This window comes from Meiothermus sp. (assembly GCF_026004115.1).
Taxonomy (GTDB): Bacteria; Deinococcota; Deinococci; order Deinococcales; family Thermaceae; genus Meiothermus.
In genome coordinates, this window is the sequence record NZ_BPIM01000001.1 from 2,074,708 (window position 1) to 2,100,632 (window position 25,925).

The 25,925-nt window shown below is 56.3% G+C and carries 26 protein-coding genes and 1 pseudogene; 22 read left to right on the top strand and 5 right to left on the bottom strand.

The features are described from left to right. Positions 1-44 precede the first annotated feature (44 nt). From Q0X23_RS10000 to wbaP, 22 genes and pseudogenes are all read left to right on the top strand, one after another. Complete coding sequence (locus tag Q0X23_RS10000; protein ID WP_297860155.1) at positions 45-509, top strand: hypothetical protein; 465 nt, start codon at positions 45-47, stop codon at positions 507-509. A gap of 21 nt (positions 510-530) precedes the next feature. Then, the gene (pgeF, locus tag Q0X23_RS10005) at positions 531-1,265 is read left to right on the top strand and encodes a peptidoglycan editing factor PgeF (RefSeq protein ID WP_297860156.1); all 735 of its coding nucleotides are present in this window, start codon (positions 531-533) and stop codon (positions 1,263-1,265) included. Between the two features lie 109 nt (positions 1,266-1,374). Continuing rightward, positions 1,375-1,929 carry a YqeG family HAD IIIA-type phosphatase gene (locus Q0X23_RS10010; protein ID WP_297860157.1) on the top strand — a complete coding sequence of 185 codons (555 nt, stop codon included), beginning with the start codon at positions 1,375-1,377 and terminating at the stop codon, positions 1,927-1,929. Positions 1,930-2,049: 120 nt separating this feature from the next. Next, positions 2,050-4,713, top strand: a pseudogene (locus tag Q0X23_RS16100) (ATPase, T2SS/T4P/T4SS family). 101 nt (positions 4,714-4,814) lie between these two features. Continuing rightward, on the top strand, positions 4,815-5,087 hold the full coding sequence (locus tag Q0X23_RS10040) for a hypothetical protein (RefSeq protein WP_297860163.1): 273 nt from the start codon (positions 4,815-4,817) through the stop codon (positions 5,085-5,087). 96 nt (positions 5,088-5,183) lie between these two features. Beyond that, positions 5,184-5,468 (top strand): hypothetical protein, encoded by a 285-nt coding sequence (locus tag Q0X23_RS10045; RefSeq protein ID WP_297860164.1) that lies wholly within the window; start codon positions 5,184-5,186, stop codon positions 5,466-5,468. A 20-nt stretch (positions 5,469-5,488) separates the two neighbouring features. Then, positions 5,489-6,850, top strand: a complete 1,362-nt coding sequence (locus Q0X23_RS10050; RefSeq protein WP_297860165.1) for a dipeptidase — start codon at positions 5,489-5,491, stop codon at positions 6,848-6,850. Positions 6,851-7,109: 259 nt separating this feature from the next. After that, positions 7,110-9,674, top strand: coding sequence for an ATP-dependent chaperone ClpB (clpB, locus tag Q0X23_RS10055; RefSeq protein WP_297860166.1), 2,565 nt, complete (start codon positions 7,110-7,112; stop codon positions 9,672-9,674). Positions 9,675-9,715: 41 nt separating this feature from the next. Next, the gene (gene trxA, locus Q0X23_RS10060) at positions 9,716-10,141 is read left to right on the top strand and encodes a thioredoxin (RefSeq protein ID WP_297860167.1); all 426 of its coding nucleotides are present in this window, start codon (positions 9,716-9,718) and stop codon (positions 10,139-10,141) included. A 422-nt stretch (positions 10,142-10,563) separates the two neighbouring features. Beyond that, a complete protein-coding gene (locus Q0X23_RS10065) occupies positions 10,564-10,977 on the top strand; it encodes an Hsp20/alpha crystallin family protein (RefSeq protein WP_297860168.1) in 414 nt (137 codons plus the stop codon). A gap of 326 nt (positions 10,978-11,303) precedes the next feature. After that, positions 11,304-11,909: an outer membrane beta-barrel protein gene (locus Q0X23_RS10070; protein WP_297860169.1), complete on the top strand. Its 606-nt coding sequence runs from the start codon at positions 11,304-11,306 to the stop codon at positions 11,907-11,909. Positions 11,910-11,972: 63 nt separating this feature from the next. Then, a complete protein-coding gene (locus tag Q0X23_RS10075; RefSeq protein ID WP_297860170.1) occupies positions 11,973-12,614 on the top strand; it encodes a rhomboid family intramembrane serine protease in 642 nt (213 codons plus the stop codon). Positions 12,615-12,653: 39 nt separating this feature from the next. After that, on the top strand, positions 12,654-13,088 hold the full coding sequence (locus Q0X23_RS10080; RefSeq protein WP_297860171.1) for a nucleotidyltransferase domain-containing protein: 435 nt from the start codon (positions 12,654-12,656) through the stop codon (positions 13,086-13,088). Positions 13,089-13,160: 72 nt separating this feature from the next. Next, positions 13,161-13,487, top strand: coding sequence for a DUF86 domain-containing protein (locus Q0X23_RS10085; RefSeq protein WP_297860172.1), 327 nt, complete (start codon positions 13,161-13,163; stop codon positions 13,485-13,487). Between the two features lie 189 nt (positions 13,488-13,676). After that, a complete protein-coding gene (locus tag Q0X23_RS10090) occupies positions 13,677-14,525 on the top strand; it encodes a formyltransferase family protein (RefSeq protein WP_297860173.1) in 849 nt (282 codons plus the stop codon). A 9-nt stretch (positions 14,526-14,534) separates the two neighbouring features. Beyond that, a complete protein-coding gene (locus tag Q0X23_RS10095; protein ID WP_297860174.1) occupies positions 14,535-14,945 on the top strand; it encodes an FdtA/QdtA family cupin domain-containing protein in 411 nt (136 codons plus the stop codon). Then, positions 14,938-16,050, top strand: a complete 1,113-nt coding sequence (locus Q0X23_RS10100) for a DegT/DnrJ/EryC1/StrS aminotransferase family protein (RefSeq protein ID WP_297860175.1) — start codon at positions 14,938-14,940, stop codon at positions 16,048-16,050. The genes Q0X23_RS10095 and Q0X23_RS10100 overlap by 8 nt, the downstream gene beginning before the upstream one ends. Next, the gene (locus Q0X23_RS10105) at positions 16,035-17,459 is read left to right on the top strand and encodes an oligosaccharide flippase family protein (RefSeq protein WP_297860176.1); all 1,425 of its coding nucleotides are present in this window, start codon (positions 16,035-16,037) and stop codon (positions 17,457-17,459) included. Before Q0X23_RS10100 ends, Q0X23_RS10105 begins: the two co-directional genes overlap by 16 nt. Then, on the top strand, positions 17,456-18,394 hold the full coding sequence (locus tag Q0X23_RS10110; RefSeq protein ID WP_297860177.1) for a glycosyltransferase: 939 nt from the start codon (positions 17,456-17,458) through the stop codon (positions 18,392-18,394). The genes Q0X23_RS10105 and Q0X23_RS10110 overlap by 4 nt, the downstream gene beginning before the upstream one ends. 258 nt (positions 18,395-18,652) lie before the next feature. Beyond that, the gene (locus Q0X23_RS10115) at positions 18,653-19,186 is read left to right on the top strand and encodes a hypothetical protein (protein WP_297860178.1); all 534 of its coding nucleotides are present in this window, start codon (positions 18,653-18,655) and stop codon (positions 19,184-19,186) included. Positions 19,187-19,193: 7 nt separating this feature from the next. Then, positions 19,194-20,108 (top strand): glycosyltransferase family 2 protein, encoded by a 915-nt coding sequence (locus Q0X23_RS10120; RefSeq protein WP_297860179.1) that lies wholly within the window; start codon positions 19,194-19,196, stop codon positions 20,106-20,108. A 52-nt stretch (positions 20,109-20,160) separates the two neighbouring features. After that, on the top strand, positions 20,161-21,615 hold the full coding sequence (gene wbaP, locus Q0X23_RS10125) for an undecaprenyl-phosphate galactose phosphotransferase WbaP (protein WP_297860180.1): 1,455 nt from the start codon (positions 20,161-20,163) through the stop codon (positions 21,613-21,615). 25 nt (positions 21,616-21,640) lie between these two features. Here wbaP and Q0X23_RS10130 read toward each other — a convergent pair whose 3' ends face one another. The 5 genes from Q0X23_RS10130 to Q0X23_RS10150 all read right to left on the bottom strand — a co-directional run bounded on the left by Q0X23_RS10130 (position 21,641) and on the right by Q0X23_RS10150 (position 25,489). Continuing rightward, a complete protein-coding gene (locus Q0X23_RS10130) occupies positions 21,641-21,976 on the bottom strand; it encodes a hypothetical protein (protein ID WP_297860181.1) in 336 nt (111 codons plus the stop codon). Between the two features lie 182 nt (positions 21,977-22,158). Next, entirely contained in the window at positions 22,159-23,103 is a 945-nt protein-coding gene (locus Q0X23_RS10135) for an O-antigen ligase family protein (protein ID WP_297860182.1), read from the bottom strand. 157 nt (positions 23,104-23,260) lie between these two features. Then, entirely contained in the window at positions 23,261-24,694 is a 1,434-nt protein-coding gene (locus tag Q0X23_RS10140) for an O-antigen ligase (RefSeq protein WP_297860183.1), read from the bottom strand. A 29-nt stretch (positions 24,695-24,723) separates the two neighbouring features. Beyond that, on the bottom strand, positions 24,724-25,080 hold the full coding sequence (locus tag Q0X23_RS10145) for a type II secretion system protein (RefSeq protein WP_297860184.1): 357 nt from the start codon (positions 25,078-25,080) through the stop codon (positions 24,724-24,726). Positions 25,081-25,135: 55 nt separating this feature from the next. Beyond that, positions 25,136-25,489, bottom strand: coding sequence for a type II secretion system protein (locus Q0X23_RS10150; RefSeq protein ID WP_297860185.1), 354 nt, complete (start codon positions 25,487-25,489; stop codon positions 25,136-25,138). Between the last annotated feature and the right edge of the window lie 436 nt (positions 25,490-25,925).

Genomic DNA, 25,925 nt, shown 5'->3' on the forward strand with positions numbered 1-25,925 from the left:
CTGATACGGATTTGGGTGCACACTAACCCGGGTCTGGAGGGAGTATGAAAAAACTGCTTATTCTGACGGTGCTGTTTTTTGGGATTTCGCTGGGTCTGGCCCAGGGCAATCGCAGTGCCTTCGGCCTTTATGTGCTGGGAGCACAGTATACCCTGGACGCGGGTGCAGTAGACTTGCGTCTGGGAGCGGGCTTGCCCTTGTTATTCTTTGGCTCAGGGGGTGGCACCCTGCTTTCTGGTTCCCTGGATCTGTTGTTTCCCATGGGCCTGGTGGGCTCGAGTGCACGGTGGTATTTGGGGGCGGGCAGCGAAGTCTATCTGGCCCTGGGTGGTGGTGGGGGTGGAGCTGTCTTCACCCCTCGAGGGTTTGCCAACTTCGAGTTCGGCGGGGATGGGGTGAGCTTCTTCATTGAAGGGGGGTTGCAGGGTGTGGTGGCCGTGGGGGGCGGCAGTGTGTTTGGGGCCAGTGTCCTGATTCCCCATGTGCGCTTGGGAGTTAACTTCCGTTAGGGGTTGTTCGCAGTAAGCGCTATGGTCATGCTACAAAGCCCGCTGCTGGAAGTGCCGCATGGCTTTACGACCCGTGCGGGTGGGGTTTCTCCTGCCCCCTTCGAAAGCCTCAACCTGGGGTTATCTACAGCAGACGACCCGGCGCATGTGCAGGAGAACCGCCGGCGGGTTCTAGCCTTTTTTGGTAACCCGCCCCTGGCCGGGTTAAGTCAAGTCCACGGCAACCTTGTACATGTGGTCGAGACAGCGGGGGAGTGGGAGGGCGATGGTTTGCTCAGCTCCACCCCTGGACTGCTGCTGCGGGTGAGTGTGGCCGACTGCTATCCCATCCTGCTGCACGACCCCCAAAAAGGGGTGGCAGGCGCCCTGCATGCGGGCTGGCGTGGCGTGGTTTCGGGCATCCTGCCCCGGGCCATCGAATTAATGCAATCTCACTGGGGTAGCCGCCCTGAGGATATACGAGTTGCGGTAGGCCCTGGTATCAGCGGCCCCCATTTTCAGGTGGGGCCCGAAGTGCTGGCCCAGTTCGAGCGAGCGGAACTGGCTTTTGCTGTGCCAGACCCCCGGTATCCGGGCAAGTACTTGCTCGACCTGGAGCGGGCCATACGAACCCAGGCCCAGCGGGAGGGCATTTGCCCCGAACACTACTGGGCCCTGGGGCGCTGTACCTATGCCGACCCGGCGTTTTTTTCTCATCGGCGCGATAAGGGACAGACCGGGCGTATGTGGGCCTTGGTTATGCTGCCAAAGCTATAAAATTGAAGACCAAAACAAACCCATTTGCAATATTGGAGCATCCGGCAAGATTTCTGATCCGCTCCCGCATGACCTGTAGTCTTACACAAGTTTTCGTTACACTATTGGGGTGCTCAGGCCCAGGGCCCGCCTCAAATCGGTCATGGCCATCACCCCCGCGTGGCTTCGGGAGCGGGGGTTGAGGGCGGTTTTGTTTGACCTGGATAACACCCTGGTACCCTACAAGACCTATGGCGAGGCCCCCCAGGGTCTACTGGAATGGCTCGAGGCCCTCAAAGAGGCTGGCATTCAGGTCATGCTGGTTTCCAACGGTAGCCGCCGCAGGGTGCGCTACTGGTGTGAGAAGCTGGGGGTGCCGGGCTTCGGTCCGGCGGGCAAGCCCTGGTTTGGCTTTCGTAAAGCCCTGCGGCGGTTGGCTCTTGCCCCCCGTGAGGTGGCCGTGGTTGGAGATCAGCTTTTTACCGATGTGCTGGGGGGGAACCTGATTGGCGCCTATACCGTACTGGTTCCTCCTCTTTCTAAGAGGGAAATGGGATATACCCGGTTGGTGCGAAAACTCGAGCGCTGGGTGTTGCAAAACCCCGGCTTGGGGCTGGCGGCTGGGGGAAATGAGGAATTTGACCCAAAAGAACCCCGCCAAGAGCCCACAATAAGCAAAGACTAGAAGGAGACGAAGCGATGGCTTGTATCACCCGCTACCGCAAAGAAGGAACCGGCGCCCTGCCCTTTATTTGCAACCACATCACGCCGGGCAGCATCTGCTTCGCATAGGAGGACGGGTCGAATGGCGAATGTCTTGACCATTGGAGACAAACGATTGGGTGCCGCCCTGCTGGACATGGGGCTTGCTGGGGGATGAAGAACTCCAACGGGCCCTCGAGCAACACCGCGAAGTGGGGGGCAATCTCTCGGACATCATTGTCGAACTGGGGCTGCTTTCCGAACGACGAATTGCCCAGGCCATCGAAGAGACCTTCGGCGTTCCGATGGTGGAGCTGGTGGGCCTGGAGATTGCCCCCGAGGCCAAATCCCTGATTCCCGCCGAGCGGGCCCGCGACCTGGGGGCCATTCCCTTCAGCGTGGAGGGCGGTACCCTGCGGGTGGCCCTGCTCAACCCCCTGGACAACCTGGTTCTGGAGGAGCTGGAAGACCTCACCAACCAGATCATCGAACCCTACCTGACCACCCCTGTCCTCCTTCCGCTACGCCCTGGCTTTGCACTACCCCGAGCTAGGCTTGCCGGTGCCCCCGCCGCCCTCGGCTGACCTCGCCGGGCGAGATGCAACTGGGCGAGATCCTGGTGAGCAAGGGGTGGTTGAGCCGCGACGACCTCGAGGCTGCCCTGGTCGAGCAAGAGAAAACCGGCGAGCTGCTGGGCCGTCTGCTAATTGGCAAGTATGGCCTTGAAGAAGAAAAACTCTATCAGGCGCTGGCCGAGCAGGCTGGGCTGGAGTTCAAGACGGAGTTGGACAACCTCGAGCTGCAAAACGAAGTGACGGCCCTCCTGCTGCGCCCCGATGCCCTGCGCTATCAGGCGGTGCCCATCCGCCAGGACGGCCAGCAGGTACTGATTGTCCTGGCCGACCCCCGCCACCGCCACGCGGTGGCCCAGCTGGTCGAGCGCCCGACCAGGTTCGTCCTGACCCTGCCCAAGGTCTGGGAAACCTTGTTTGGCAAGGCTTATCCCGAAAAGAGCCGCCTGGGCGAGGCCCTGGTTCAGGAAGGCAAGCTGGGCCGTGCGGCCCTCCAGGATGCCCTTTCGGTGCAGCGCCGTATGGGCAAGACCCGGCCGCTTGGGCGAGGTGCTGGTGGAGCTGGGGTACGTCACCTCCCAGGACGTAGAAGAGGCCCTCTCCAAGCAGCGGCAGGGCGGCGGTCGCCTGGAAGACACCCTGGTGCAGTCGGGCAAGATCAAGCCCGAGATGCTGGCCAAGAGCCTGGCTACCCAACTGGGCTACCCCTACATTGACCCCACCGACTCCCCCCCGGACCCCTCGGTGCTCACCATGGTGCCCGAATCCACCGTGCGGCGTTACACCATCTTCCCGCACCACCTGGAAGGCAACACCCTGGTGGTCTTGATGAAAGACCCCCGCAACATCCTGGCCATTGACGACCTGCGCATGATCACCAAGCGCGACGTGATGCCGGCGGTCTCGGCGGAGGCCTCCATCACCAAGTTGATCGAGCGCTTCTACGGCGGCTCAACAGGGGTCGAGGAACTGGCCCGCGAGTTCGAGGGCAAGAAGGAAGGATGAAGAAGCGGCCGACACCAGCGGCCTGGACGACAACGCGGTGGTCAAGCTGGTCAACAGCATCATCCGCGAGGCCTTCTTGCAGGAAGCCTCGGACATCCACATCGAGCCGCGCCAGTCAGACATTCTGGTGCGTATCCGGGTGGACGGCAGCCTGCGCGAGTATATGCGTCTGCCCAAGGGGGCAGGCCCGGCCATTGCCTCGCGGGTCAAGATCATGTCCAACCTCGACATCGCCGAGCGGAGGCTGCCCCAGGATGGTCGGGTGCGCTACCGCGACCGTTCCATAGACCTGGACTTGCGTCTTTCTACCCTGCCCACCGTCTACGGCGAGAAGATCGTGATGCGCCTCTTGCGCAAAGCCGCCGACATCCCCGAGATCGAGCAGCTCGGTTTTGCACAGGATGTATTTCAGCGCTTCGAGGATGTGATTTCCAAACCCTATGGCATCTTTCTGATTACCGGCCCCACCGGCTCGGGTAAGTCGTTTACCACCTTCAGTATCCTCAAGCGCATCGCCACCCCCGATAAAAACACCACCACCATCGAAGACCCCGTAGAGTATGAGATTCCCGGCATCAACCAGACCCAGGTGAACCCGGTAGCCGGTCTGACCTTCGCTAAAGCGTTGCGAAGCTTCTTGCGCCAGGATCCCGGACATCATCATGGTGGGTGAGATCCGCGACTCCGAAACGGCCAAGATTGCTACCGAAGCCGCCCTCACCGGCCACCTGGTCATCGCCACGCTGCACACCAACGATGCGGCGGGTGCGGTTACCCGTCTGGACGAGATGGGGGTGGAGCTTTTCAACATTTCTGCTGCCCTGGTGGGGGTGCTGGCCCAGCGCTTGGTGCGCAAGATTTGTGAGCATTGCAAGATTCAGGTGGAACCTGACCCCAATGTATTGCGCCGACTGGATCTGAGCAAGGAAGATGTGCGCGGCAAGAGCCTGTACAAGGGCACCGGTTGCGATAAGTGTAACGGCTCGGGCTACAAGGGCCGTGCGGCCATCCACGAGCTGATGGTTCTGGACGACGAAATCCGCCGGGCCATTGTGGAGGGGCAGTCGGCCACCCAGATCAAGGAGATCGCCCGCAAAGGTGGCATGAAAACCCTGCGCGAGGACGGCATCCAGAAAGCCTTTTTGGGCCTGACCACCCTGGAAGAGGTGACGGCCCGCACCAACGAGTAGTCCACCTGCTGCATAGGGTGCTCTATTGTAGCGGTGTGGCCAGAATCAGTTCTTCGTATGCGGTTTGCAGGCTGTGCGGATACCGCAGCACCAAGGCCGGTATGACCAAGCACTTGGTTAGGTGTGTGGAGCGCCACCCTGCCAAGGCCAAAGGGAAACCCGTCCGGTTGTTTCACATTCGGGTGGAGGACGCTTACCGACCCTCACCTTTCTGGCTGGATGTGGAGGTTCGGGCCAGTGCCTCCTTGCGCGAGCTGGATCAGTTCTTACGGGACATCTGGCTCGAGTGCTGCGGACATCTGAGTATGTTCGAGATCGGGGGTGTAATGCTACGAAGTTTACCCGGATCGCACCTGGGGCCCTGCCGAGTCTAAATCTATGCAGGCCAAGCTGAGCCAGGTTGTACAGGTGGGTAGCGCTCTTTACATACGAATACGACTTCGGCTCCACTACCGAGCTGAAAGCTCAAGGTGTTGGGTGAGCGTGAGGGCTACCAGAACAAAAACCTGCGCTTGCTGGCCCGCAATGAACCCCCGGTCTGGCCCTGTAGCGTCTGCGGGCAGCCGGCCACCCAGATTGACACCGAGTGCGCCTACGAGTTAGAGAGCCCTTTTTTCTGTGAGGCTCATGCCCAGGAGCATATACAGCAAAAGCATGATGGCGACGACTATATGCTGTTGCCGGTCGTGAACTCGCCGCGCATGGGGGTATGCGGTTACGAGGGGCCGGACGACGAGACCTCCTATCTGCCCTGAGGCGGTAGAATCGCCTTGCTATGAGCTGGAAAGACTACCTGACCCTTCACCAGGCTGCTCACCTCGAGGACTTCCGCACTTTCCTCTCCATCCCCAGTATCTCGGCCCAGCCCGCCCACCAGGACGACGTCCGCCGGGCCGCTTTGTGGCTGGCTGCGCGTTTCAAGCAGGCCGGTTTCCTGCAAGCCGAGGTACTGCCAACCGCAGGGCATCCGGTGGTGCTGGCCGAGTACTGCCCATACCCGGACAAACCCACGGTGCTTTTCTACGGCCACTACGACGTACAGCCCGCCGACAACCCCGAGCGCTGGAACTCTCCGCCCTTCGAGCCCACTGTGGTAGATGGCCGTATAGTGGCGCGGGGGGCCTCCGACATGAAGGGGCAGGTGATGGCGTTTCTACTTGCTGCCGAGTCGCTTATTGCCAACGGAGCGCTCGAGCTAAATGTGAAAGCCCTGATTGAGGGGGAAGAGGAGATCAGCAGCCCCAGCCTGCCCGCTTTCATTGAGCAGAACAAGGAGCGCCTGCGCTGCGACATGATCATCAACGGTGATAGCGGCCAGCTTTCTGAGTCCACCCCGCTTTTGGGGCTTGGCGTAAGGGGGATTTGTGCCCTGGAGTTTGACCTGGTGGGCCCAAGCCACGACCTGCATTCGGGTACCTGGGGCGGTGGCCTCCAGAACCCGTTGCACGCCATGGCCGAGCTGGTGGCTTCGCTGCATAACCCCGATGGCAGTGTGGCGGTAGAGGGCTTCTACGATGACGTGGAGCCCCTGAGCCCTGAGCTACGTGCGTGGTACAAGAAAATTCCCTGGGACGAGGAAGCCGAGCTGAAGAAACTGGGCCTGCAAGAGTTTTATGGCGAGGAGGGCTACTCCCACTGGGAGCGCACAACTGGGCGGCCCACCCTCGAGGTCAACGGCATGTGGGGTGGCTATACCGGCCCCGGCGGTATGACCGTAATCCCCTCCACCGCCCACGCCAAGATTACCTGCCGCCTGGTGCCCCACCAGAACCCCGAGAAAATCGTGATGCTGGTCAAAGCCCACCTGGAGAAACATTTGCCCAGGGGGGTGCGCCTGCAAGTCCGCACCAAAGAAGCTGGGGCCTTTGCTTTCCGCATGAGCGCCGACCATCCGGGTTGCGTGGCCGCCCGGGAAGTGCTCACCGAACTCTATGGGGTGCCCCCGGTTGAGACCATGTTCGGTGGCTCGGTGCCCATCCTGGGCACCCTCAAGCAGATGCTGGGCCATGACCCGGTGAGCTTTGGTTTTGGGCTCGAGGACGAGCTCATCCACTCGCCCAACGAGTTCTTCCGGCTTTCCAGCTTCGAGAAGGGCAAACAGGGCTACGCCATGTTGCTGGGTCGGCTGGCACAGTAGTTGAGAAAAAAGGTTGTAGGCCGACGTATTGGGGGGCACTGGAGGCCCTGCCCAAGAAGGCTTGATGAGTCTCGAGGCCCTTCCAATAAGCGCTTTGAAGCCCAATCAGGATAGGCCGACCGCGTTTGGGCTGGGGTGCGTGACGAAAATATCGGCGCTGACAAGGCCTTAGAATGCCCCTATGGCCTTAACCTGTATATTGTGTAATCGGCTCATTTGACTTGACAATAATACGCTCAAGTTTCATACTATTTTTAGTATGAACTTGGAGCGTTGGACCGAACAAGCTCGGCAGGCGGTGGCCCAGACCCAGGTGCTGGCCCGGGAGAACTCGAACCAGCAAATGGATGTGGGGCATCTGGCCTCGGTGCTGTTCCGCGACCCTTCGGGGTTGCCCGCACAGCTTTTGAAGCGGGCGGGGCAGAACCTGCAGGCGGTGCAGCAGACCGCCAGCCGCGACCTGGGGAGCTACCCCAGGGTTTCGGGGGCCGAGGGAGGGCAGTATCTTTCGGGTAAGCTCTCGAGCGTCCTCGAGCGCTCGGAAAAGCTGGCGGCAGAATTAAAGGACAAGTTTGTCGCCATAGATACGCTCACCCTGGCCCTGGCCGAGACTGGCTATGGGGGGCTCAATGCCAGCGCCATACGGTCGGCGCTGCTGGAGATGAGGGGAGGTAAGAAGGTGGAATCTGAACATGCCGAAGGAACCTACAATGCCCTCGAGCAATACGGCATAGACCTGACCAAACTGGCCGAGCAGGGCAAACTCGACCCCGTGATTGGGCGCGACGAGGAAATCCGGCGTACCATTCAAATTCTGTTGCGTCGCACCAAGAACAACCCGGTCTTGATCGGCGAGCCGGGGGTGGGCAAGACGGCCATTGCCGAAGGGCTGGCCCAGCGCATTGTGAAGGGCGACGTGCCCGAGGGGCTCAAGGGCAAGCGCATCGTGAGCTTGCAGATGGGTTCGCTCCTGGCCGGGGCCAAGTACCGCGGCGAGTTCGAGGAGCGGCTCAAGGCGGTCATGCAGGAGACCATCCAGAGCGCGGGGCAGATTATCCTGTTCATTGACGAGCTGCACACCGTGGTGGGGGCCGGCAAGGCCGAAGGCGCGGTGGATGCGGGCAACATGCTCAAGCCCGCGCTGGCCCGGGGTGAGCTGCACCTGATTGGGGCTACGACCCTGGACGAGTACCGCGAAATCGAGAAGGACGCAGCCCTCGAGCGCCGCTTCCAGCCGGTGTTTGTGGACGAGCCCAGCGTAGAGGACACCGTGAGCATCCTGCGCGGCATCAAGGAGAAGTACGAGGTGCACCACGGGGTGCGCATCTCTGACCCTGCCCTGATTGCCGCCGCCCAGCTCTCGCACCGCTACATCTCGGATCGCCGCCTGCCCGACAAGGCCATAGACCTGATTGACGAGGCCGCTGCCCGGTTGCGCATGGCCCTGGAAAGCAGCCCCGAGACCATCGATACCCTTAACCGCAAGAAACTCCAGCTCGAGATCGAACGCGAGGCCCTGAAGAAAGAAACCGACGCCGAGAGCAAGTTCAGGCTGGGAGAACTGGAAAAAGAAATTGCCGAACTCACCGAGGAGATTCACAAGCAGCAGGCCCTTTGGGAGGCCGAGCGCGAGTTAATGCAGAAGCTCCGCGCGGCCCAGCAGCGCCTCGACGAAGTACGTACCCAGATCGAGCAGGCCGAGCGGGCCTACGACCTCAACAAGGCCGCCCAGCTTCGCTACGGGGAGCTGCCCCGGCTCGAGCAGGAGGTCAACGAGCTCTCCGACCGCATGGCGAGCGCCCGTTTCGTGCGCCCCATGGTGGCCGAGGAGGACATCGCGGGCATCGTGAGCCGTTGGACGGGTATTCCGGTGAGCAAGCTGATGGAAGGCGAAAGGGAGAAGCTCCTGCGCCTCGAGGAGGAACTCCACGCCCGCGTGGTAGGGCAGGACGAGGCCATCAGCGCGGTGGCGGACGCCATTCGCCGCGCCCGGGCGGGCCTCAAAGACCCCAACCGGCCCATCGGCTCCTTCCTGTTTCTGGGCCCTACGGGCGTCGGTAAAACCGAGCTGGCCAAGACCCTGGCCGCCAGCCTCTTCGATACCGAAGAAAACATGGTGCGCATCGACATGTCGGAGTACCAGGAGAAGCACACCGTGGCCAGGCTCATTGGAGCGCCTCCAGGCTATGTGGGCTACGAGGAGGGGGGCCAGCTCACCGAGGCGGTGCGCCGCCGCCCCTACGCGGTAATCCTCTTCGACGAAATCGAAAAAGCCCACCCCGACGTGTTCAACACCCTCTTGCAGGTGCTCGACGATGGCCGCCTGACGGACGGGCAGGGCCGCACGGTAGACTTCCGCAACACCGCCATCATCCTCACCTCCAACATCGGTTCGCCCCTCATATTCGAGGGCATCCAGTCCGGCCAGAGCTACGAGACCATCCGCGAACGCGTGTTTGGCATCCTGCAACAGCACTTCCGCCCTGAGTTCCTGAACCGCCTGGATGAAATTGTGGTCTTCCGTCCGCTGGCTAAGGAACAAATTGCCGCCATTGTGGAAATTCAGCTCTCGGCGGTACGCAAGCGCCTGGCCGAACGGCGCATCAGCCTGGAAATGTCGCCCGAAGCCCTGCAGTTTATCGCCGAGCGGGGCTACGACCCGGTCTTTGGGGCCCGGCCCCTCAAGCGCGTCATCCAGAAGGAAATCGAGACCCCACTCTCGCGCAAGATTCTCTCGGGCGAGGTGCCGGACGGCACCACCGTCTACGTTACCCCCGGCCCTCTGGGCTTGCAGTTTGAGACCCGCAAAGCGGCCATGGCCTGAGCTGCTGGCCCTGGGCTCCTACCTTTCCGTAAATTGTTTGTATGACGGCCAACGACAACATCACCTCCTGCGTTCATTGCGGTGCCAAGAACCGTTTGGGCAGGCCCCCTGCCGGTCAGGTGCCGGTGTGTGGGGCCTGCAAGAAGCCCCTGCCCTGGCTGGTCAATGCCCACCAGGGCCTGACCCCCGAACTCGAGGCCGGTGTACCGGTGCTGGTAGACTTCTGGGCCGAGTGGTGCGGGCCCTGCCGGGTGATTGCGCCGGTGCTCGAGGAACTCGCCCGCGAGTATGCGGGTCGGCTCAAAGTCGTCAAGCTCAACGTAGACCACCACCCTCTGGCCCAGAGTGCCTACCACGTGCAGGGCATCCCCACCCTGATCCTCTTCAAGAACGGACAGCCGGTGGAGCGGATTGTGGGGGCTGCACCCAAGCATATGCTGGTGCAGAAATTGCAACCCTACTTGTAAACTTGTAACCTGCCGGTTTTGACCAGCTTTACAGGTCCAGTTGTGGCAGAATAAAACCAATTCGCTCCACGTATTGTCTTCTCCTGCCCTCCCCGAAAGGGGAGGTTTTATTTGGCAGGAGCGTTACTGCAAGGTCTTTCACGCCGCGCTGCGGCGCGGCGCAGGGGCCAGAGTTCACCCATCTCTTGTGCCGTGCGCTTTGTACATACATTTTGCTTATGTCATTCCGAGCGAAGCGAGGAATCTGGTACATCACAGGCTAACAAAACCGCGTTACTTCAGTTCCTTGTCGGCTGCATCTCCCCAGAATGACCCGGTGAGCGCAGTGTAGCAACGCCCTAATGATTTTTTAGCAAACTGGCTAACTATACTTGACAACAATATACTCAAGTTTTATACTTTTCTCCGTAAAGGAGGTTGCTATGATTCGATACAACCCTTTCCGTGAGATTGAGCAAATCCAGAACGCGCTGCTGCGCAACTTCTTCACCCCCGCCACCGAAAGCGCCAACACCCCGCTGGTGGATGCCCTCGAGGACGCCCAGGGGGTACATCTGGCGGTCTACCTGCCGGGTGTGGAACCCAGCCAGGTCGAGGTAACTACGGAGAACAACACCCTCACCATCAAGGCCGAGCGGCCCTTCAGCAAGCCCGAAAATGCCAACCAGTGGCGGCTGGAGGGGGTCTATGGCAAGTTTGAGCGCAGCTTCGTGATCCCCAACACCTACGACCTCGGCAAGATTGAGGCCAACTTCAAGCACGGCATCCTCTACCTCGACATTCCTAAGGCCGAAGCAGCCCAGCCGCGCCGCATCGAGGTGCGCGTCAACGGATGAGTCCACCTTCTCCGGTAACTCCCCGCCCGCCGGGGAGTTTTGCTTTTTGGATGTACCTTGCGCTTGAGGCCCATCACACTGCTGAACCTGGCGAGGCGGCTGTAGGCCGACGAAGCGATCCAAAGTGGCCCAGTAAGCTCGCGGGCTTGAGGGTTGCCTGTATTGCTTCCCCCTCGAGTGCACCTCAGGGTCGCAAAAAACCGATCGACTTTCGTTTTGGGCTGCCGAGATACACCCCATAGTTGATTAGTCCGTGCATCCTGCATTATCCTTCTGCAGGTAACACACAGCTTGAGCGGTGCGTTGGAATTGCAAACGAGGTGCATATGGTACGAGCAATCGCGGTGGTATGGGTACTGGCATTGAGCCTGGCCTGGGCCAGGGACAACACCTTCTCTCTCCAGCTAAACGCTGGCTGGTTCAATGGGCTCTCTGGCGAGATTGGCCTGGGACTGTTCAACATCGGGGGTGAAAAAATCGGGGTGCGCTTTGGGCTGGCTTATTCCCAGGCCGACGCCGTGGACAACAGCGTATTTGCTCCCAGCAGCGAAAACGCCCAGAACATTACCCTGGGCCTGGACGTGTCCTATTCCTTCGACTTCCAGAGCGCTTTCACCCTCAGCCCCTACCTGGGCGCTCGCTACAACCTGTTTTCGGGCTCGGTCACGGTGGGTAGCTCTTCCAACGCACTGGCTTCCAACCAGTTCGGCTTTGGCGGTGGGGTGCGGGCAGGCTACTTCCTGGACAGCCAGTTCAGCCTGCTGCTGGATCTGGGGGTGGACTACTTCCTGGAGAGTACCATCCAGGTGGGCTCTACCCGCTATAACCCCGGTGATACCCTGGGGCCCCCCCTCAACCTCAACGTCCACCAGTGGGTCAACGACCCCCGTCTGGTCTGGAAGGGCCGTGTTGGCCTGGCTTTTAACTTCTGAACCCGCTATGTTTGTCAAGCACAATGCCGACTTCCTGCCCGGGGGATAAGGTAGGCTGTTGACATGTTTCCGCTGCACGACATTAACAGGGCTCATCGGCGCCCTTATGTGGTTTACCTGCTGATTGTCCTGAACCTGCTGGGCTTTGTGTATGCGTTTTTCCTCACCGATCCCGCTGCAGTGATCCAAGCATACGGTTTCGTGCCTGCGCGGTTTGTGGCCGACCCTTTGAGCGAGTGGTTCACGCTTTTCAGCAGCATGTTCCTGCATGGGAGTATCCTGCATATTTTGGGTAATCTGTGGTTTTTGTGGGTCTTCGGCGACAACATCGAAGACCGCCTGGGACACTGGCGCTTTTTGCAGTTCTACCTGCTGGGGGGTGTGCTGGCGGCTTTTATGCAGGGTCTGATGGGGGGCTTTTCCAGCGAAATACCCATGATCGGCGCCTCGGGCGCCATCTCGGCCTTGCTCGGGGCGTACATTGTGCTTTATCCCAGGGCGCTTATTCTGTCGCTGGTGGGCTGGATTCCCGTTCCCATCCCGGCGGTTCTCTACCTGGGCTACTGGCTCCTGATTCAGTTTGTAGGGGACTTCATGGGAGAGGAAGGCATAGCCTTCTGGGCGCATATCGGGGGGTTTGTGGCGGGGGTGGTGCTTATACGGTGGTTTGAGGGGACCGCCAAGCCCCGGTCACTGCGGCGCTGAGCTGGAGGTTACCACGGAGCGTGAGCGTACAATGGCCCTATGGCAGCAGTAGCTCGAGAAACCCTCGAGGTCATCCTCGCACACATTCGAGCGCGGCTTTCACCCCTGGCCATCTACGTGTATGGCTCCCAGGCCACAGGCCAGGCCCACCCGGGCAGCGACCTGGACATAGCCGTTTTGGGCCTTGCTCCTTATGACCCCTGGACACTATTCATGCTGTCCGAAGAGCTGGTCTCCCTGCAGGAACAGTACCCCCAGAACGGCCCGCCCAGCGAGTTAGACCTGCTAGACCTGAATGCCGTACCTCCCACCTTGCAAGTAAGCATCGTGACACAGGACCGACGTGTGTTTTGTGCAAACCGCCTGCGCTGCGATTTGTTCGAGATTCGAGTGCTAAAGGAGTACTGCTACCTGCAAGACGAACGGCGGCCCATCCTGGAAGAGATCCGCCGCAGGGGGCGGATTTATGGATGAAGTGCTTTTGGGTAAGGCGGCTACCATCGAGCGCTGTTTGAAGCGTATCGAGGTCACGAAGACGAGCTATTTGTGAATTTCACCCGCCAGGATGCCATTATCCTGAACCTTTTACGGGCTTGTGAGGCGTCTATTGACCTGGCCATGTATATGGTGCGCTTGCATCATCTGGGTCTGCCGCAAAGCTCGCGTGATGCTTTTCGCCTATTGCAGGAAGCAGGCTTTATTTCAGCCGATCTGGCGCGTCGAATGCAGCGTATGGTTGGCTTCTGCAATGTAGCTGTTCACGACTATCAGGCACTATCCCTGCCGATTTTGAAGACCATCCTGGAGGAACGCTTGGGCGATTTTCTCGAGTTTACTTCTGCGCTGTGGCGCCGGGATAACCCAGAAGGCTGAAGCCGATCAACGCCTCTATAGGCGAGGAGGGGGTCGTCTTCTGGGTGCAGATTGGGAGTTTGTTGTGGGTTGGAGTTGATTTGGGTTGGCGAACAGATAAACTCAACGGGTTCTGGAAGGCGGTTTTCGTCTTATGCGTTGGTTTTGACCGAACTGATGAAGCAAAACCTTTCATAATATGAGCAAGCTATGTCTAGTCTCTTACCAAAGATATTACTGTTGTGTGGAAAAGGTCAGATAGCTGCAAACGCTTTGCGCTATACCCTGTCGTTTTTGAAAACTCATAATTTGAATTGTTCACTTGTGGCTTGTCCAAATAATGATGATAAAGGCTATGAAACTTGGTATCCATCACTTTTAGGGGTTGCTAAAGCTTCGGGGGTCGCGATAACAAAGGATATTTATGAATATGCTTCTGAGCCAGAGTTGGTGCTCATTTCTTTGGAGTATAACAAGATCATTCGGATTGACCGTTTTATTTCGCAGCGTCTATATAACATTCATTTTTCGAAGTTGCCGAAGTATCGTGGTGTTTATACGTCAATCTGGCCGATTTTGAATGGTGAAAGAGAATCTGGCGTCACTTTGCATACATTAAGCGCCGGTGTTGATGATGGTGATATTGTTGGTCAAATTGCCTTTCCGATAGGTATTTCTATAACGGCCCGCCAGTTATATCAACTCTATATGGATCACGCCTTTGAGCTCTATCAGCAATACCTAGAACTCCTAATTTCCAAGCCCATCAGGGGTATACCTCAAAATCACAGTCAAGCAAGCCTCTATAATCGCAAATCGCTTGACCTTACTAGAGATTCGATAATTTCTCTTGATATGACCAGTGAAGTGATTATTAGGAAGGTGCGAGCTTTTTATTTTCCTGAATATCAAGTGGCCCGCTTTGAGGGCCGTGGAGTCAAGCAGGCTTGGGTAGTAGGTTCTTCAAGTCATATGCCTGGTTCTAAACTAGCAGAGACCTCGATGAGTGCAGTGTATGTGGCTTCAGATGGATTGGCTGTAGAGCTAGTGTGGGCCTAAAGGAGAAACATGCCACTTGACCAAGTGCGAATTATAACCCTTCCCAAGATTAGTGATCCCAGGGGAAACCTGACCTTTGTCGAGGAAAATCGCCACGTTCCCTTTGAAATCAAGCGTGTTTATTACCTTTACGATGTGCCTGGTGGTGAAGTACGGGGGGGTCATGCGCACCACGAACTAGAACAACTCATTATCGCAGCTTCTGGAAGTTTTGACATTATCCTTGATGATGGCTATGTGCGGCATCGCTTTCATTTGAACCGTTCTTATTTTGGCTTGTATGTGCCTCGAATGATTTGGCGTGAAATGGATAACTTTTCCTCGGCCTCGGTCTGCTTGGTTCTCGCATCAAATTACTTCGATGAGGCTGACTACATCCGAGACTATGCTGAATTTGTAAAGATGGTTCGCAATGGATAGAGTGCCTTTTCTGGATCTCAAAGCCGCTTACCACGAACTCAAGACGGAGATTGACAGTGCTGTTCTGCGCTCGTTGGATAGTGGCTGGTACATCGGTGGTTCGGATGTAGAAGCCTTCGAGGCAGCCTTTGCCGAGTATTGTGGAGCGGAGTTTTGTGTGGGTGTCGGGAACGGACTTGATGCCTTGCATCTGGTGTTGAGAGCTTTTGGCATAGGCCCTGGCGATGAGGTAATTGTGCCCAGCAACACCTATATTGCTACCTGGCTGGCGGTGTCTTACACGGGCGCAAAACCAGTGCCTGTCGAGCCGGAGGAACGCACCTACAACCTGAATCCCGAGCTTGTAGAGGCTGCTATAACACCCCGCACAAGGGCCATTATTCCTGTTCACCTGTATGGCCAGCCAGCTGATCTCGATCCGATTCTGTCTATTGCCCAGCGATATAACTTGCGGGTGCTTGAAGATGCGGCGCAGGCGCATGGGGCACGTTACAAAGGACAAAGAATTGGGGCACACGGCGATGCAGTGGCTTGGAGTTTCTACCCCGGCAAAAACCTGGGCGCGATGGGAGATGCAGGGGCTGTTACTACCAATAACCGCGAGGTTGCCGAAATAGTCCGAATGCTGCGCAACTATGGCTCCAAGGTCAAATATGTCAACGAGATAACGGGCTACAACAGCCGCCTTGACCCACTTCAGGCCGCAGCACTTGGGGTCAAACTGGTTCACCTTGACGAATGGAATGCACGTCGCCAAAAGATCGCTGCTTTCTACCTCAGAGAGCTGGCTGATACCGGTCTGATGTTGCCCTATGTGCCCGACTGGGCCGAGCCTGTTTGGCATTTGTTTGTGGTTCGCTCCCCAGAGCGGGATCGCTTGCAAAGGCACCTTGAAGATAGAGGTATCAGTACCCTTATTCACTATCCCATCCCCCCTCACCTTCAGCGAGCCTATGTTGAGATGCAGCTGCCAGAAGGAAGCCTCCCCCTCTCCGAAGCCATTCATCGGGAGGTGCTTTCCTTACCGATTGGTCCGCACCTGAGTATGGAGCAGGCAGGTCGTGTGGTGGAAGCTGTCCAGTCCTTTGCATGGGCTCGATACTGAAGGCCACTCTAGTTCTGGGTAGCGGCTCGTTCGTAAGCCTGCTGGCAGGTTTTGTCTCGAACAAGGCTTATGCGGTTTTGGTGGGGCCGGAAGGGGTAGGGCTGCTTGGATTGTTGCAAGGTTTATTGGGCTTGGCAGCCTTGACGGCTGGCGTGGGTCTTTCATCGGGCTTGGTGCGCTTTGGTGCACTTTATGCTAGCAAAGATGACCTGACAGCCATAGCCGCCTTGCAAAAGGCTGCCTGGCAAATCTACCTATATTTTTCAGGCTCCGTGGCCCTGATGATGCTTATTTTTAGCCAACCTATTGCCGACCATATGCTAGCGGACAGCCCGTTTTGGGTGGTGGTACTGGTTGTGTTGGCGATGCTATTGAGTTTAGCAGCTGGGGTGCAAATCGGTATTATCAATGCGCATCATCGGGTGAGAATACTGGCCCAAGTGACGGCAATTTCCAGTGTGTTTGGGGCGGTTTGGGGAGTTGTACTGGTCTGGTTTTGGCGTGAAGCGGCAGTACCTTGGCTGGTATTAGGTATGCCAGTGGCCCAAATAGTGCTATCAACCTACTTTGTTGGGGAACTGAACTTACCGAGAGTACCGTCCAATGCCGCAAAGGTAAAGGAAGCTAGGGTACTGCTGCTGCGTTTTGGTTTGCCCTACACCGGAAGCCAGCTCGTCGGTAGTGCTGTACAGCTTGCCATGCCATTTCTGGTGCTATATCAGCTTGGACAGGAGAACGTAGGATATTACAGAGCGGCGGTACTCTATTCAACAGCATATATTGGTTTTTTGCTGAGTGCTCTGGGTCAGGATTTTTATCCTCGTTTGTCGGCATTAAAAGACCAACCTCAAGCCTTCCAAAAAGCCATAGACGTTCAGCAGAAATTTCTGCTGCTGCTCGGTAGCCCGCTGGTTGTACTTTCGCTGGTATTAGCTCCTGTGGCTGTCACGCTTTTGTTTTCATCGGAGTTCAAACCAACTGTCGGTGTATTGCAGTGGCAACTGGTAGGGGATTTGCTACGTTTTGTGAGCTGGACGCTGGGCTTTGCGGTATTGACGGTCTTGCCAAGTCGCACCTACCTTCTAACGGAAACCTTGGGTGGCGGTATGCTGCTGGGCTTTAGCTTATGGGGAATGCAACAATTTGGTTTGCAGGGCTTAGGTATTGGCTGGATGGCGGCCTATGCTGGCTATTTACTGGTTCTGACCGTAACCTTGAGTCTTAAGAGGATTTGGATACCGTCTTTGTCAAATGTGGGTTTGCTGCTGTTATGCCTGGGGATAGCTGTGCTGATCAAGGTTATTTCTGCGCCTTTGGCTCTGATTATTGCTTTATTATGGGTGTTGGCGTGCGGGTTCTTGCTGGCCAAGCATGTACTCCAGTCCAGAGTGAAGGGTGTAGAGCTATGAACGAATCACTGGTGAGTGTGCTAATCCCAGTCTACAATCACGCTCGCTACGTGCGCCAATGTCTGGATAGTCTGCTGACAGAGGGTTGGTCCAACCTCGAGGTTCTAGTTACGGATGATGGTTCGACAGATAACTCCTTCGAAGTAATCCAAGAGTGGCGTACTGAGCATCCAAATGCCTTTGTACGATTTGAACTTACAAAGCAAGAAAATCAGGGTCTCACAAAAACCCTCAACCGCTTGGTAGCCAAAGCCAAGGGTGAGTTTGTGACTTTGGTAGCCAGTGATGATTACCTGCTGCCTGGAGGCATCTCCGCACGAATTGAATCTATGCAGGAACACCCCAACTGGTTTGGAATAATTGGCAATGCATGGATCATTGACCCCTCCGGTAACTTGATACATGAGGATGGCACACTTGTATTTAAGGGTAGAAGGAGAGGAATTTTTGGCAATACCGATACTTTAAAGCGTGAACTACTAATAAGATGGTGGTCTCCAGGCCCAACTTTACTTTTGCGACGAGATTGTTTTGATTCAAAGAAAGGATTGGGTCTGTATGATGAAACTGTCTCTTTCGAGGATAGAGACTATTACATTCGTTTGTTGGCTCGTAACGCCTTGGGTTTCGTGGATTATCCAGTGGCAGCTTACCGTGTAGATATGGTTCGTTTAGCTACACCGCCATCTCCAAAAATGTTGATGGATGAGGTGCGTTCGGAACTTAAGAACCTAAAGCAATTTTCCGGTTTTGAGCAGTTTGTTTTATGGTGTAGAGCACACCGTACGCTGGCTAAACTGTCACTTAGAGAAAATCCTCAGTTCTTATTTGGCAAAGCTAAGGCTATTGTTGTTTCAAGGAGTTTGGGCCGCCATTCAACTACAGCATTGGGTTTACCTGCGATTAAGAACCCTGTCTTCAAACTAATTCCATGAAAAAGCTGGCAGTTCTTATTCCTGTGTACAACGACTCAAAAGGTCTTGAAATAACACTGGATGCTTTGATAAATCAAGCTGAGTGCACTGGATATATGGGTCGTTGATGACGGAAGTGATATTCCTATACAACTACCAAAATCCGATAGTCGCCTAACATTTATTTGCTGAGAACACCATACAACCTGGGTATTGTTGGGGCTTTGAATGCGGGTCTGAGGCGAATCCTCCAGGAGGAATACCCCTACATTGCCCGTCTTGACGCGGGAGACATACCGTTGCCCGGGCCGTTTTACCAAACAACTTGCACTTTTTGAATCAAACCCCAAATTGGGCCTTGTAGGAACACATGCTGAATTTGTAGACCTAGAGGGGCGACTACTTTATATTTGGCGGCCTCCAGCGAATCCGGCGCTTTTGCGCAAATTCATGCACTTACAAAATCCTTTTGTTCACTCCTCGGTGATGTATACCTCGGAAGCAATCCGCACAGTTGGGTTTTACAGCGAAGAATATCCGGCCTCAGAAGACTATGAGCTATTTTTTCGTATTGCAAAGCATTTTGAAATTGCCATGATTGGTGACATCCTTATGCGATGCGACCTAAATCCAAAGGGACTATCTGTTCGGAAAAGAAATGCGCAAATGCGTTCAGCGCTCTCAGTACGGTTAAGAAACTTTGATCCCAGGGTTATTGAAAGCTATAAAGGACTTGTTCGTGGCGCGATTTCAAGCATCATGCCCCTGGAGTGGGTCAACGCAATCAAACGTCAGATGTGGGGTAGGGAGTAGGCTTTAGATGAAGGTTTCCGTGATTATTCCTACATGGAAAGCTGAATACTATGTTCGTCCACTCGCAGAGGTCCTCTGGCGACAAACCCGCAAACCCCTCGAGATCATCATCATAGACTCTTCCTCTCCCGACCAAACGGCCGCAATTGCCAAAGAGATGGGCTGCCGGGTTGAGGTAATTCCCCAGTCAGAATTCAATCATGGAGAAACGCGCAACCGTGCAGCACGGCTGGCGAAGGGTGAAACCCTGGTTTTCATGACCCAGGATGCCCTGCCTGTAGACGAATTCTTTCTGCAAAAGCTGATTGAACCCATCGAGCAGGGTAGAGCCGTGGCAGCCTATGCCCGTCAAATCCCCTATCCTGATGCCAACCCCCCCGAAGCCTTTGGACGACAGTTCAACTATCCGGCTCAAAGCCACCTGCAAACTCTAGACCAACTCCCCCAGAAAGGTTTCAAAACTTTTTTTTACTCCGACGTAGCCTCGGCGGTGCGGGCCGAGGTGTTCTGGGCGATGGGGGGCTACCCCGATTGGGTGATTGTGGACGAGGATGTGTATTTGTGTGCCCAGTTGCTCCGAGCAGGGCATTCGGTGGCCTATAGTGCCGAGGCCAGGGTATGGCATTCGCATAACTATAGCCTCTCTCAGCAGTTTCGCCGACTATTCGATGTGGGGGTGTTTGTAAGTCAGGCAGGGGAGATGCTGGCGGGGGCCAAGACCAGTGGAGAAGGGCTTCGATTTGTGCGGCACATGACCACACATCTGGCCCAAAATGGTGCCTGGGGCTGGATTGTGTATGGCTGGCTCGAGGCCGCCCTCAAGTTCCTGGGTTATCAGATGGGCCGCCGCCATGGCTTGCTTCCATTGCCGCTTAAGCGTCACCTGAGCCTGCACCGGCGCTTCTGGGATGCCAGTTCCTGAACCTGCGGCATTTGCCCCAAGAAAATTGGCAACAGGCGCTAGGCTAAAGGAGATGCAGTCTCGTATTCCCAGGGTTTTGCCCTATCCTATGGCCAGGTCGAACGCTGTGGTTGCCAGCAAACCTTGGCTCACCATTGCCACGCTTGCAGTGGGCGATGCTCTTACCCTGGCGGCCCTGATGGCCGGAACGGTCTGGGTGCGCTACGAGCTGGGTGGAGTGTACGAGTTCCAGACCTACTGGCAGCTTTGGCCAGCCTTGTTCCTGTTTGGGGCGGTCTATGCCTTACTGGGGCTCTATCCGGGTGTGGGGCTAAGCATTCCCGAGGAAATTCGCCGGGTTTTTACCGCTACCACGGTGGTCTATTTGCTGCTGGGCTCTACCACTTTCTTATTCAAGGAAGCCGAAACCTATTCGCGGGCCATTTTTCTGGTGGCCTGGGCGCTCAGCCTGGTGGGGGTTCCGCTCGTCCGGGCCCTCCTGCGGCACTGGTTTTCCGCACAGCCCTGGTGGGGCTATCCGGTGGTGGTGTTGGGGGCAGGCAAGACCGGCGAGGCGGTGGTGCAAGCCTTGCGGCAGCAGCCCGGACTGGGCTTGAAGCCAGTGGCGTTTCTTGACGACGATCCGGCCAAGCGCGGCGAGTTCGCGGGGTTGCCGGTGATGGGCGGACTGGAACTGGCCCCCAAAATAGCACAGGAGTGGGGTATCCGCCATGCCGTGCTGGCGATTCCCGGTGCCTCGAGGGCGCGGCTCCTGGAGGTTATCGAGCGCTATGGCAGTGCCTTCCCCAGGCTAACCCTGATTCCCAATCTGTTTGGCATGGCCAGCTTATGGGTATCGGCTACCGATATGGGGGGCATCCTGGGCCTGGATTTGCGCCACAACCTGCTACAACCCTCGGCTCGCTGGCTCAAGCGAGGGCTCGATTTACTGGGGGTGGGGCTTGGGGGCCTGCTGTTGCTGCCCCTGCTGGCCCTGCTGGCGCTCCTGATTCGCCTGGATTCACGTGGCCCGGTGCTGTTTGCTCACCCACGCATCGGCAAGGACGGAAGGCCTTTCAAGGCGCTTAAGTTTCGCACCATGGTACATAACGCCGACGAGGTTTTGCAAAAAGCCCTCGAGCAAGACCCTCTCCTCAAGGCCGAGTGGGAGCGCGACCACAAGCTGCGGCGCGACCCCCGCATCACCCGCGTGGGGGCCTGGCTGCGCCGCACCAGCCTGGACGAGCTGCCACAGCTCTGGAATGTGCTAATGGGGGAGATGAGCCTGGTGGGGCCACGCCCCATCGTGCAGGCCGAGGTTGAGCGCTACGGCGACCGTTTTTCGCTTTATACCCAGGTGTTGCCCGGCATGACCGGCCTGTGGCAGGTCTCGGGCCGCAACGACACCACCTATGCCCAGCGGGTAGCGCTGGATACCTACTACGTGCGTAACTGGTCGCCCTGGCTGGATTTCTACTTGCTGGCCCGCACGGTATGGGCGGTGGTCTGGAGTAAAGGGGCCTACTGAAGAGGCCAACAAGAAACTTTGCTGCCTATCGTTCGCTTTGAAGCTGCCTCAGCAGAGCAGGGGCCTCTACGCTCCAATCCCGGTAGGTCTTCTGAATTCCCTGACCCAACGGCACCCCTGCAGGCCGGAAACCGGGGGGAAAGTGTTTCAAGCCAGCCTCGAGGGCGGCTATTGCCTCTTCTTTACGCCCTAGCTGAAGCGCCAACTGGGCTTGTTGCCAATAGAAGCTAGGGCTGGCCAAGGGGAAAGTGCGATTAATTTGAGATAGCGTAGCAAGCTGTTCTTCCGGCGTCTGGGCGTATTGCAGCTTGGCCCGGTAAACCCACAGGCTTTTGGGGTTAAGCTGGGCTGCTCTTTCCAACAGCGCTCGCTCGCTCAGATCCGGAAAGTTTGGCGGCCTCGGCCAATACTTCGGGGCGATAACCTAAATGCCTTGTGTTGGCGCAGTTGTGGGTGCAGGGCCAGTACCACCAGGCCAAGAGCCCAACTGCCAATCCAATTCCAGCGAGCGGAACAGCCAAGCCCAAATTTGATCTGGGCCGATCAGGCGGTCTGCTCACCTGGCCTCTGGATTTGCCCGTAGACGGCCCCCAGGCTGGCAAAGGCCAGCATCATCACTGCTGGGTACATGCCGGTGATGTCAAAAGCCAGGGTGGCCCATAGCCCCGCAGCCCCCAACGCCCAGGGCCAGGCTGGTGAATTCCAGCCACGCCAGAGTATCCAGCCCAGTATTCCCAGCAGCAGTAGCAGCCGCAGCCAGCCTCCAGTGGCGGCGGTCTCGAGGTAGTAGTTGTGGGCGCTGCTGAAGAGTACCCCCGGGTATTGCTGATAGGCTGCCAGAACATCCCGAAAACTGCCATTGCCGGTGCCCAGGGGCTCCTGCAGAGCAATGTTCAGGGTTTGTTGCCACATCTGAAGTCGGCTGCCGAAGCTGCCCTCGGTGGTGGCATCGCTAAGCTGTTGTTCTATAGATGCACGGGTGCCCAGGGCAGTTTGAATGGGGTGAAATGGGAGAGCAGTATCTATAGCAAATATAACCAGGCCCACAGTGCCCAGCCCTGCCAAAATACGTGGAGCGCTAATTTGCTCTCGCCATAGCCGGTATAGAAGTAGAACAAGAATGAGTAAGAGGGGCAGATAGACGGCTCGAGACCCCGACATCAGGGCCAGGTACAGGGCGCCCGTTAGCAGGAGGCCACCCAGAAGGGGCCATCTCGAGCGAAACATCCACACCATAGCCAGTGGAACGAGTACCAGGGCCTGGGCTCCGGCCACATAGTGCGCCGAGCCTGAAAAGTACATCACCAGTCCAGACCAGGCCAGTGCGAGGGTAGTTAGTAGTCCATAGCCCAACAAAAAAACATTTAACCCTACAAAACCTATCAGATGGCCTCCGGCGGTAAAAGCGGCCAAGTAGGCAAGCTCCCACAATCCCACCAGCAAAGTATTGCTGGGTGTATAGCTCCAAAACACTGTCACCAGACCCATTGCCCACCAGAGCCAAACAAAAGCCGGGGTTTTGAAAGTCAACAGAACTAAGCTACCAACTCCAAGACCAATCAACCATAACGGTGGCTGATCATGGTGGGATGCGGTCTGCTGCCAGAGCCAAAAGAGTAGGCCAAGAATCCCCAACGAGAAAAGCTTAAACAGCGATTTCATTTTTTGGCCTTGAAGTATGAGGTAGTGCCCATGCTGCGGCTAGTAGAATCAGGTGAATGGGTTCCACTTGCATCACCGGAAACCACGCAAAATAGTAGATCATAAGTGCAAAGAGCACCCAACCCAACCGGTGTCCCTGACGCAGGGTCAGATACACAGGATACAGCCACAAAATCAGCCATACAAAAACGCTAATTAACCCGAAAGCCAGCCAGCGATCCAGAACGTAATTGTGCGCTCTATCTATGGCAAAACCGTGCTCCTTGGTTACATTTTTTTGCCCATCGAATAGTTCAAATTCGAAGGCGATCCATTGGTCTCTGATCTTGATGTTTTCCTCGGGAAATTTCTTGATATGGACATCTTTAACTGTAGCGTCCTTAGGCCAGTGAAACTCTAGAGCATATTGTTTTGCAAGCAAATCGAAGGGAGGATTGCGCAATTGGGCTAACTTAAGCGCATCCGGCCCGCCCCCCAACATTGGTTGGAGAGGTGTTTCTCGAATGGCTTTCAGGGCGATTTCCCAAATGACGAAGCGAGTTTCCAGAGTGCTTGTGTCTAGGTAACTCTGACTATTTTCAAAGTTTCTGGGGCTGGTCAGAACTGCCCTAGGAATTAGAACGGCAGCTACCAATAAGCAGCTTAAGAAGATCAGAAGCCAATTCCTGTTCACAAAATTCATGGCAATTAGTGTCACAACTAAACTATAAAACGCTGCACTATTGCTTGTAATTCCCAGCCCATATGCTGAAAGCAGCGCGGCGCTTATCCAAAGAAGACGGTAGCGAGGCTGTTTTTCTTCAATAGCCAGCCAAAGTGCGACTAGAGTCCCCGGTAGCAACAGTGCAGCTACCATGCCTGGATGTCCTAGTGTGCCGAGAGGTACGTTAGATTCTTGCCAGAGCCGGAGCGGTGTTACTGGGTCAAGGTTGAGTCTTTGCAAAATTACAACCAAGCTCTGAACAAAGCATCCCGATACCAGAGCAACAGCAATCTTGTGAAAATGTTGAGGTGCATTTCTCAGATTCAGATACGCTATAGTGCCAATGGCAGATAGTCCTAAGTGATACAAAATTCCATCGAATCGCTGACTTGGCCCTAGGAGATTATAGGTGAGTTCGTCGTGGGCATTAAAAGTACTTAGAACTACTAGTATTATATGTGCAAGTAGCATAAGCAAGAAAACCGATATTGTAATCTGTTTTCTAACTTCTATTAGCCCCAAGGTACCTACAGCTAGCAAAAACAATAACTTGGGTAGATACAAAAACTGCTCGGAAGCCATTATGTTATCGAGAGGCGTAATAACTGCCGGTCTACCCAAAAGGGTGCCAGGAAAAAACAAAAGAGGGTACGCAAGAACAAAGAAAAAAAGAAGCCAGGGATATGCTGGCTGCTTCTCAGTAGAGGGCCGCATATCCCTGATTGTAGTGGTCGGAAGCGGATCTAGAAGCCGATTGTGACCCCAGGCTGAACGCCTCCTGAGTAAATCACTGAAACCTGGGTCGCTTGGTTTGTATAAGTGCAACTTGTTACGACTAGAGCACTGGTGGGCGCAGGTACAACATAGCCACCAAAGTTAGCACCAGCAGTACAAGTGCCGCTAGGTATGAGTGCCGACGGGTTTTCGCCAATGTATGCCTGAGCGGATCTGTACACATTCGAAGCATAGGCTAGGGCAGCTCGATCAATTGCTACTTTGCGGGCATTAATGAGATTAGGTATTAGTACAGCCGCCAGGATACCAATGATGGCGATGACGATCAGCAACTCGATGAGGGTAAAGCCTCTTTGAGACCTCATGATCTTTTTGGGAAAAATGCCCTGCCAGAGGGCAGGGCATTGTCTAGGCTTCCAGCTAGTTACCCACGGTCACGGAGGTTTGAGTGCCGCCAGTGTAGGTGACAGTGACAGTTGCACCGCTAGCGGGAACCGTGCAACCCGTGATGAAGGAACCAGGAGCGGGCACGCTGTAGCTGCCAGCAGTGTAACCGGCGGTTCCCGAGCAAGTGGTGGGCACGGTGGTTACGTTTACGTTCTCAGCCAAATAGGCTTGGGCAGTCTTGTAAACGTTCTGGGCAAAGGCTTGTGCAGCGCGGTCGTTGGCAACGGCACGGGCACGGAGCAGGTTAGGGATCAGCACGGCGGCCAGGATGCCAATGATGGCGATGACGATCAGCAGCTCAATCAGGGTAAAACCGGACTTCTTCATGGTACTTCTCCTAAGGTTCCGCACCGGGATATGGGTATGGGTGCGGTATGGCGTAGTGCAGATGACTTGGGGCCTCGAGGGAGCGGGCCGATTCCCGAACTCCAAGTAGCAGTATAGCCCCCGGTTTTGTTAAGCGTGTGGAATTTGACCCAACCCAACCCCCAAAGCGTTACGTGCACGGCAACCCCGCCCGATACTCGTGTTTTTTTGTTCTAGACAATAAAACACCCCAAAACTGTCCTTATTGCGTAGGAGGCCATACGACCGACGAAGCAATCCTGAAGGGATCGTGGTTGTACCCGGACGTGGTGAGGGAGGATAGTGTTCCCATTCCCTGCCCGGAGATGAGCTGTGTCTGGACGAGGTATACGAAGGTTTGGATGTGCCCTACGAGCCCCCAGTGTACGAGCCCCCAGTGGAAGAACAGTTTGCTAGA

What these genes read in the sequence shown, in the direction of transcription:
- Q0X23_RS10100 (WP_297860175.1), top strand. Translation starts at nt 14,938, where the DNA reads ATGGATAGAGTGCCTTTTCTGGATCTCAAAGCCGCTTACCACGAACTC.
- Q0X23_RS10000 (WP_297860155.1), top strand. Translation starts at nt 45, where the DNA reads ATGAAAAAACTGCTTATTCTGACGGTGCTGTTTTTTGGGATTTCGCTG.
- Q0X23_RS10070 (WP_297860169.1), top strand. Translation starts at nt 11,304, where the DNA reads ATGGTACGAGCAATCGCGGTGGTATGGGTACTGGCATTGAGCCTGGCC.
- Q0X23_RS10110 (WP_297860177.1), top strand. Translation starts at nt 17,456, where the DNA reads ATGAACGAATCACTGGTGAGTGTGCTAATCCCAGTCTACAATCACGCT.
- clpB (WP_297860166.1), top strand. Translation starts at nt 7,110, where the DNA reads ATGAACTTGGAGCGTTGGACCGAACAAGCTCGGCAGGCGGTGGCCCAG.
- pgeF (WP_297860156.1), top strand. Translation starts at nt 531, where the DNA reads ATGGTCATGCTACAAAGCCCGCTGCTGGAAGTGCCGCATGGCTTTACG.
- Q0X23_RS10105 (WP_297860176.1), top strand. Translation starts at nt 16,035, where the DNA reads ATGGGCTCGATACTGAAGGCCACTCTAGTTCTGGGTAGCGGCTCGTTC.
- Q0X23_RS10040 (WP_297860163.1), top strand. Translation starts at nt 4,815, where the DNA reads ATGACCAAGCACTTGGTTAGGTGTGTGGAGCGCCACCCTGCCAAGGCC.
- Q0X23_RS10075 (WP_297860170.1), top strand. Translation starts at nt 11,973, where the DNA reads ATGTTTCCGCTGCACGACATTAACAGGGCTCATCGGCGCCCTTATGTG.
- trxA (WP_297860167.1), top strand. Translation starts at nt 9,716, where the DNA reads ATGACGGCCAACGACAACATCACCTCCTGCGTTCATTGCGGTGCCAAG.
- Q0X23_RS10095 (WP_297860174.1), top strand. Translation starts at nt 14,535, where the DNA reads ATGCCACTTGACCAAGTGCGAATTATAACCCTTCCCAAGATTAGTGAT.
- Q0X23_RS10065 (WP_297860168.1), top strand. Translation starts at nt 10,564, where the DNA reads ATGATTCGATACAACCCTTTCCGTGAGATTGAGCAAATCCAGAACGCG.
- Q0X23_RS10150 (WP_297860185.1), bottom strand. Translation starts at nt 25,489, where the DNA reads ATGAAGAAGTCCGGTTTTACCCTGATTGAGCTGCTGATCGTCATCGCC.
- Q0X23_RS10120 (WP_297860179.1), top strand. Translation starts at nt 19,194, where the DNA reads ATGAAGGTTTCCGTGATTATTCCTACATGGAAAGCTGAATACTATGTT.
- Q0X23_RS10080 (WP_297860171.1), top strand. Translation starts at nt 12,654, where the DNA reads ATGGCAGCAGTAGCTCGAGAAACCCTCGAGGTCATCCTCGCACACATT.
- Q0X23_RS10140 (WP_297860183.1), bottom strand. Translation starts at nt 24,694, where the DNA reads ATGCGGCCCTCTACTGAGAAGCAGCCAGCATATCCCTGGCTTCTTTTT.
- Q0X23_RS10135 (WP_297860182.1), bottom strand. Translation starts at nt 23,103, where the DNA reads ATGGGTCTGGTGACAGTGTTTTGGAGCTATACACCCAGCAATACTTTG.
- Q0X23_RS10050 (WP_297860165.1), top strand. Translation starts at nt 5,489, where the DNA reads ATGAGCTGGAAAGACTACCTGACCCTTCACCAGGCTGCTCACCTCGAG.
- Q0X23_RS10145 (WP_297860184.1), bottom strand. Translation starts at nt 25,080, where the DNA reads ATGAGGTCTCAAAGAGGCTTTACCCTCATCGAGTTGCTGATCGTCATC.
- Q0X23_RS10090 (WP_297860173.1), top strand. Translation starts at nt 13,677, where the DNA reads ATGTCTAGTCTCTTACCAAAGATATTACTGTTGTGTGGAAAAGGTCAG.
- wbaP (WP_297860180.1), top strand. Translation starts at nt 20,161, where the DNA reads ATGCAGTCTCGTATTCCCAGGGTTTTGCCCTATCCTATGGCCAGGTCG.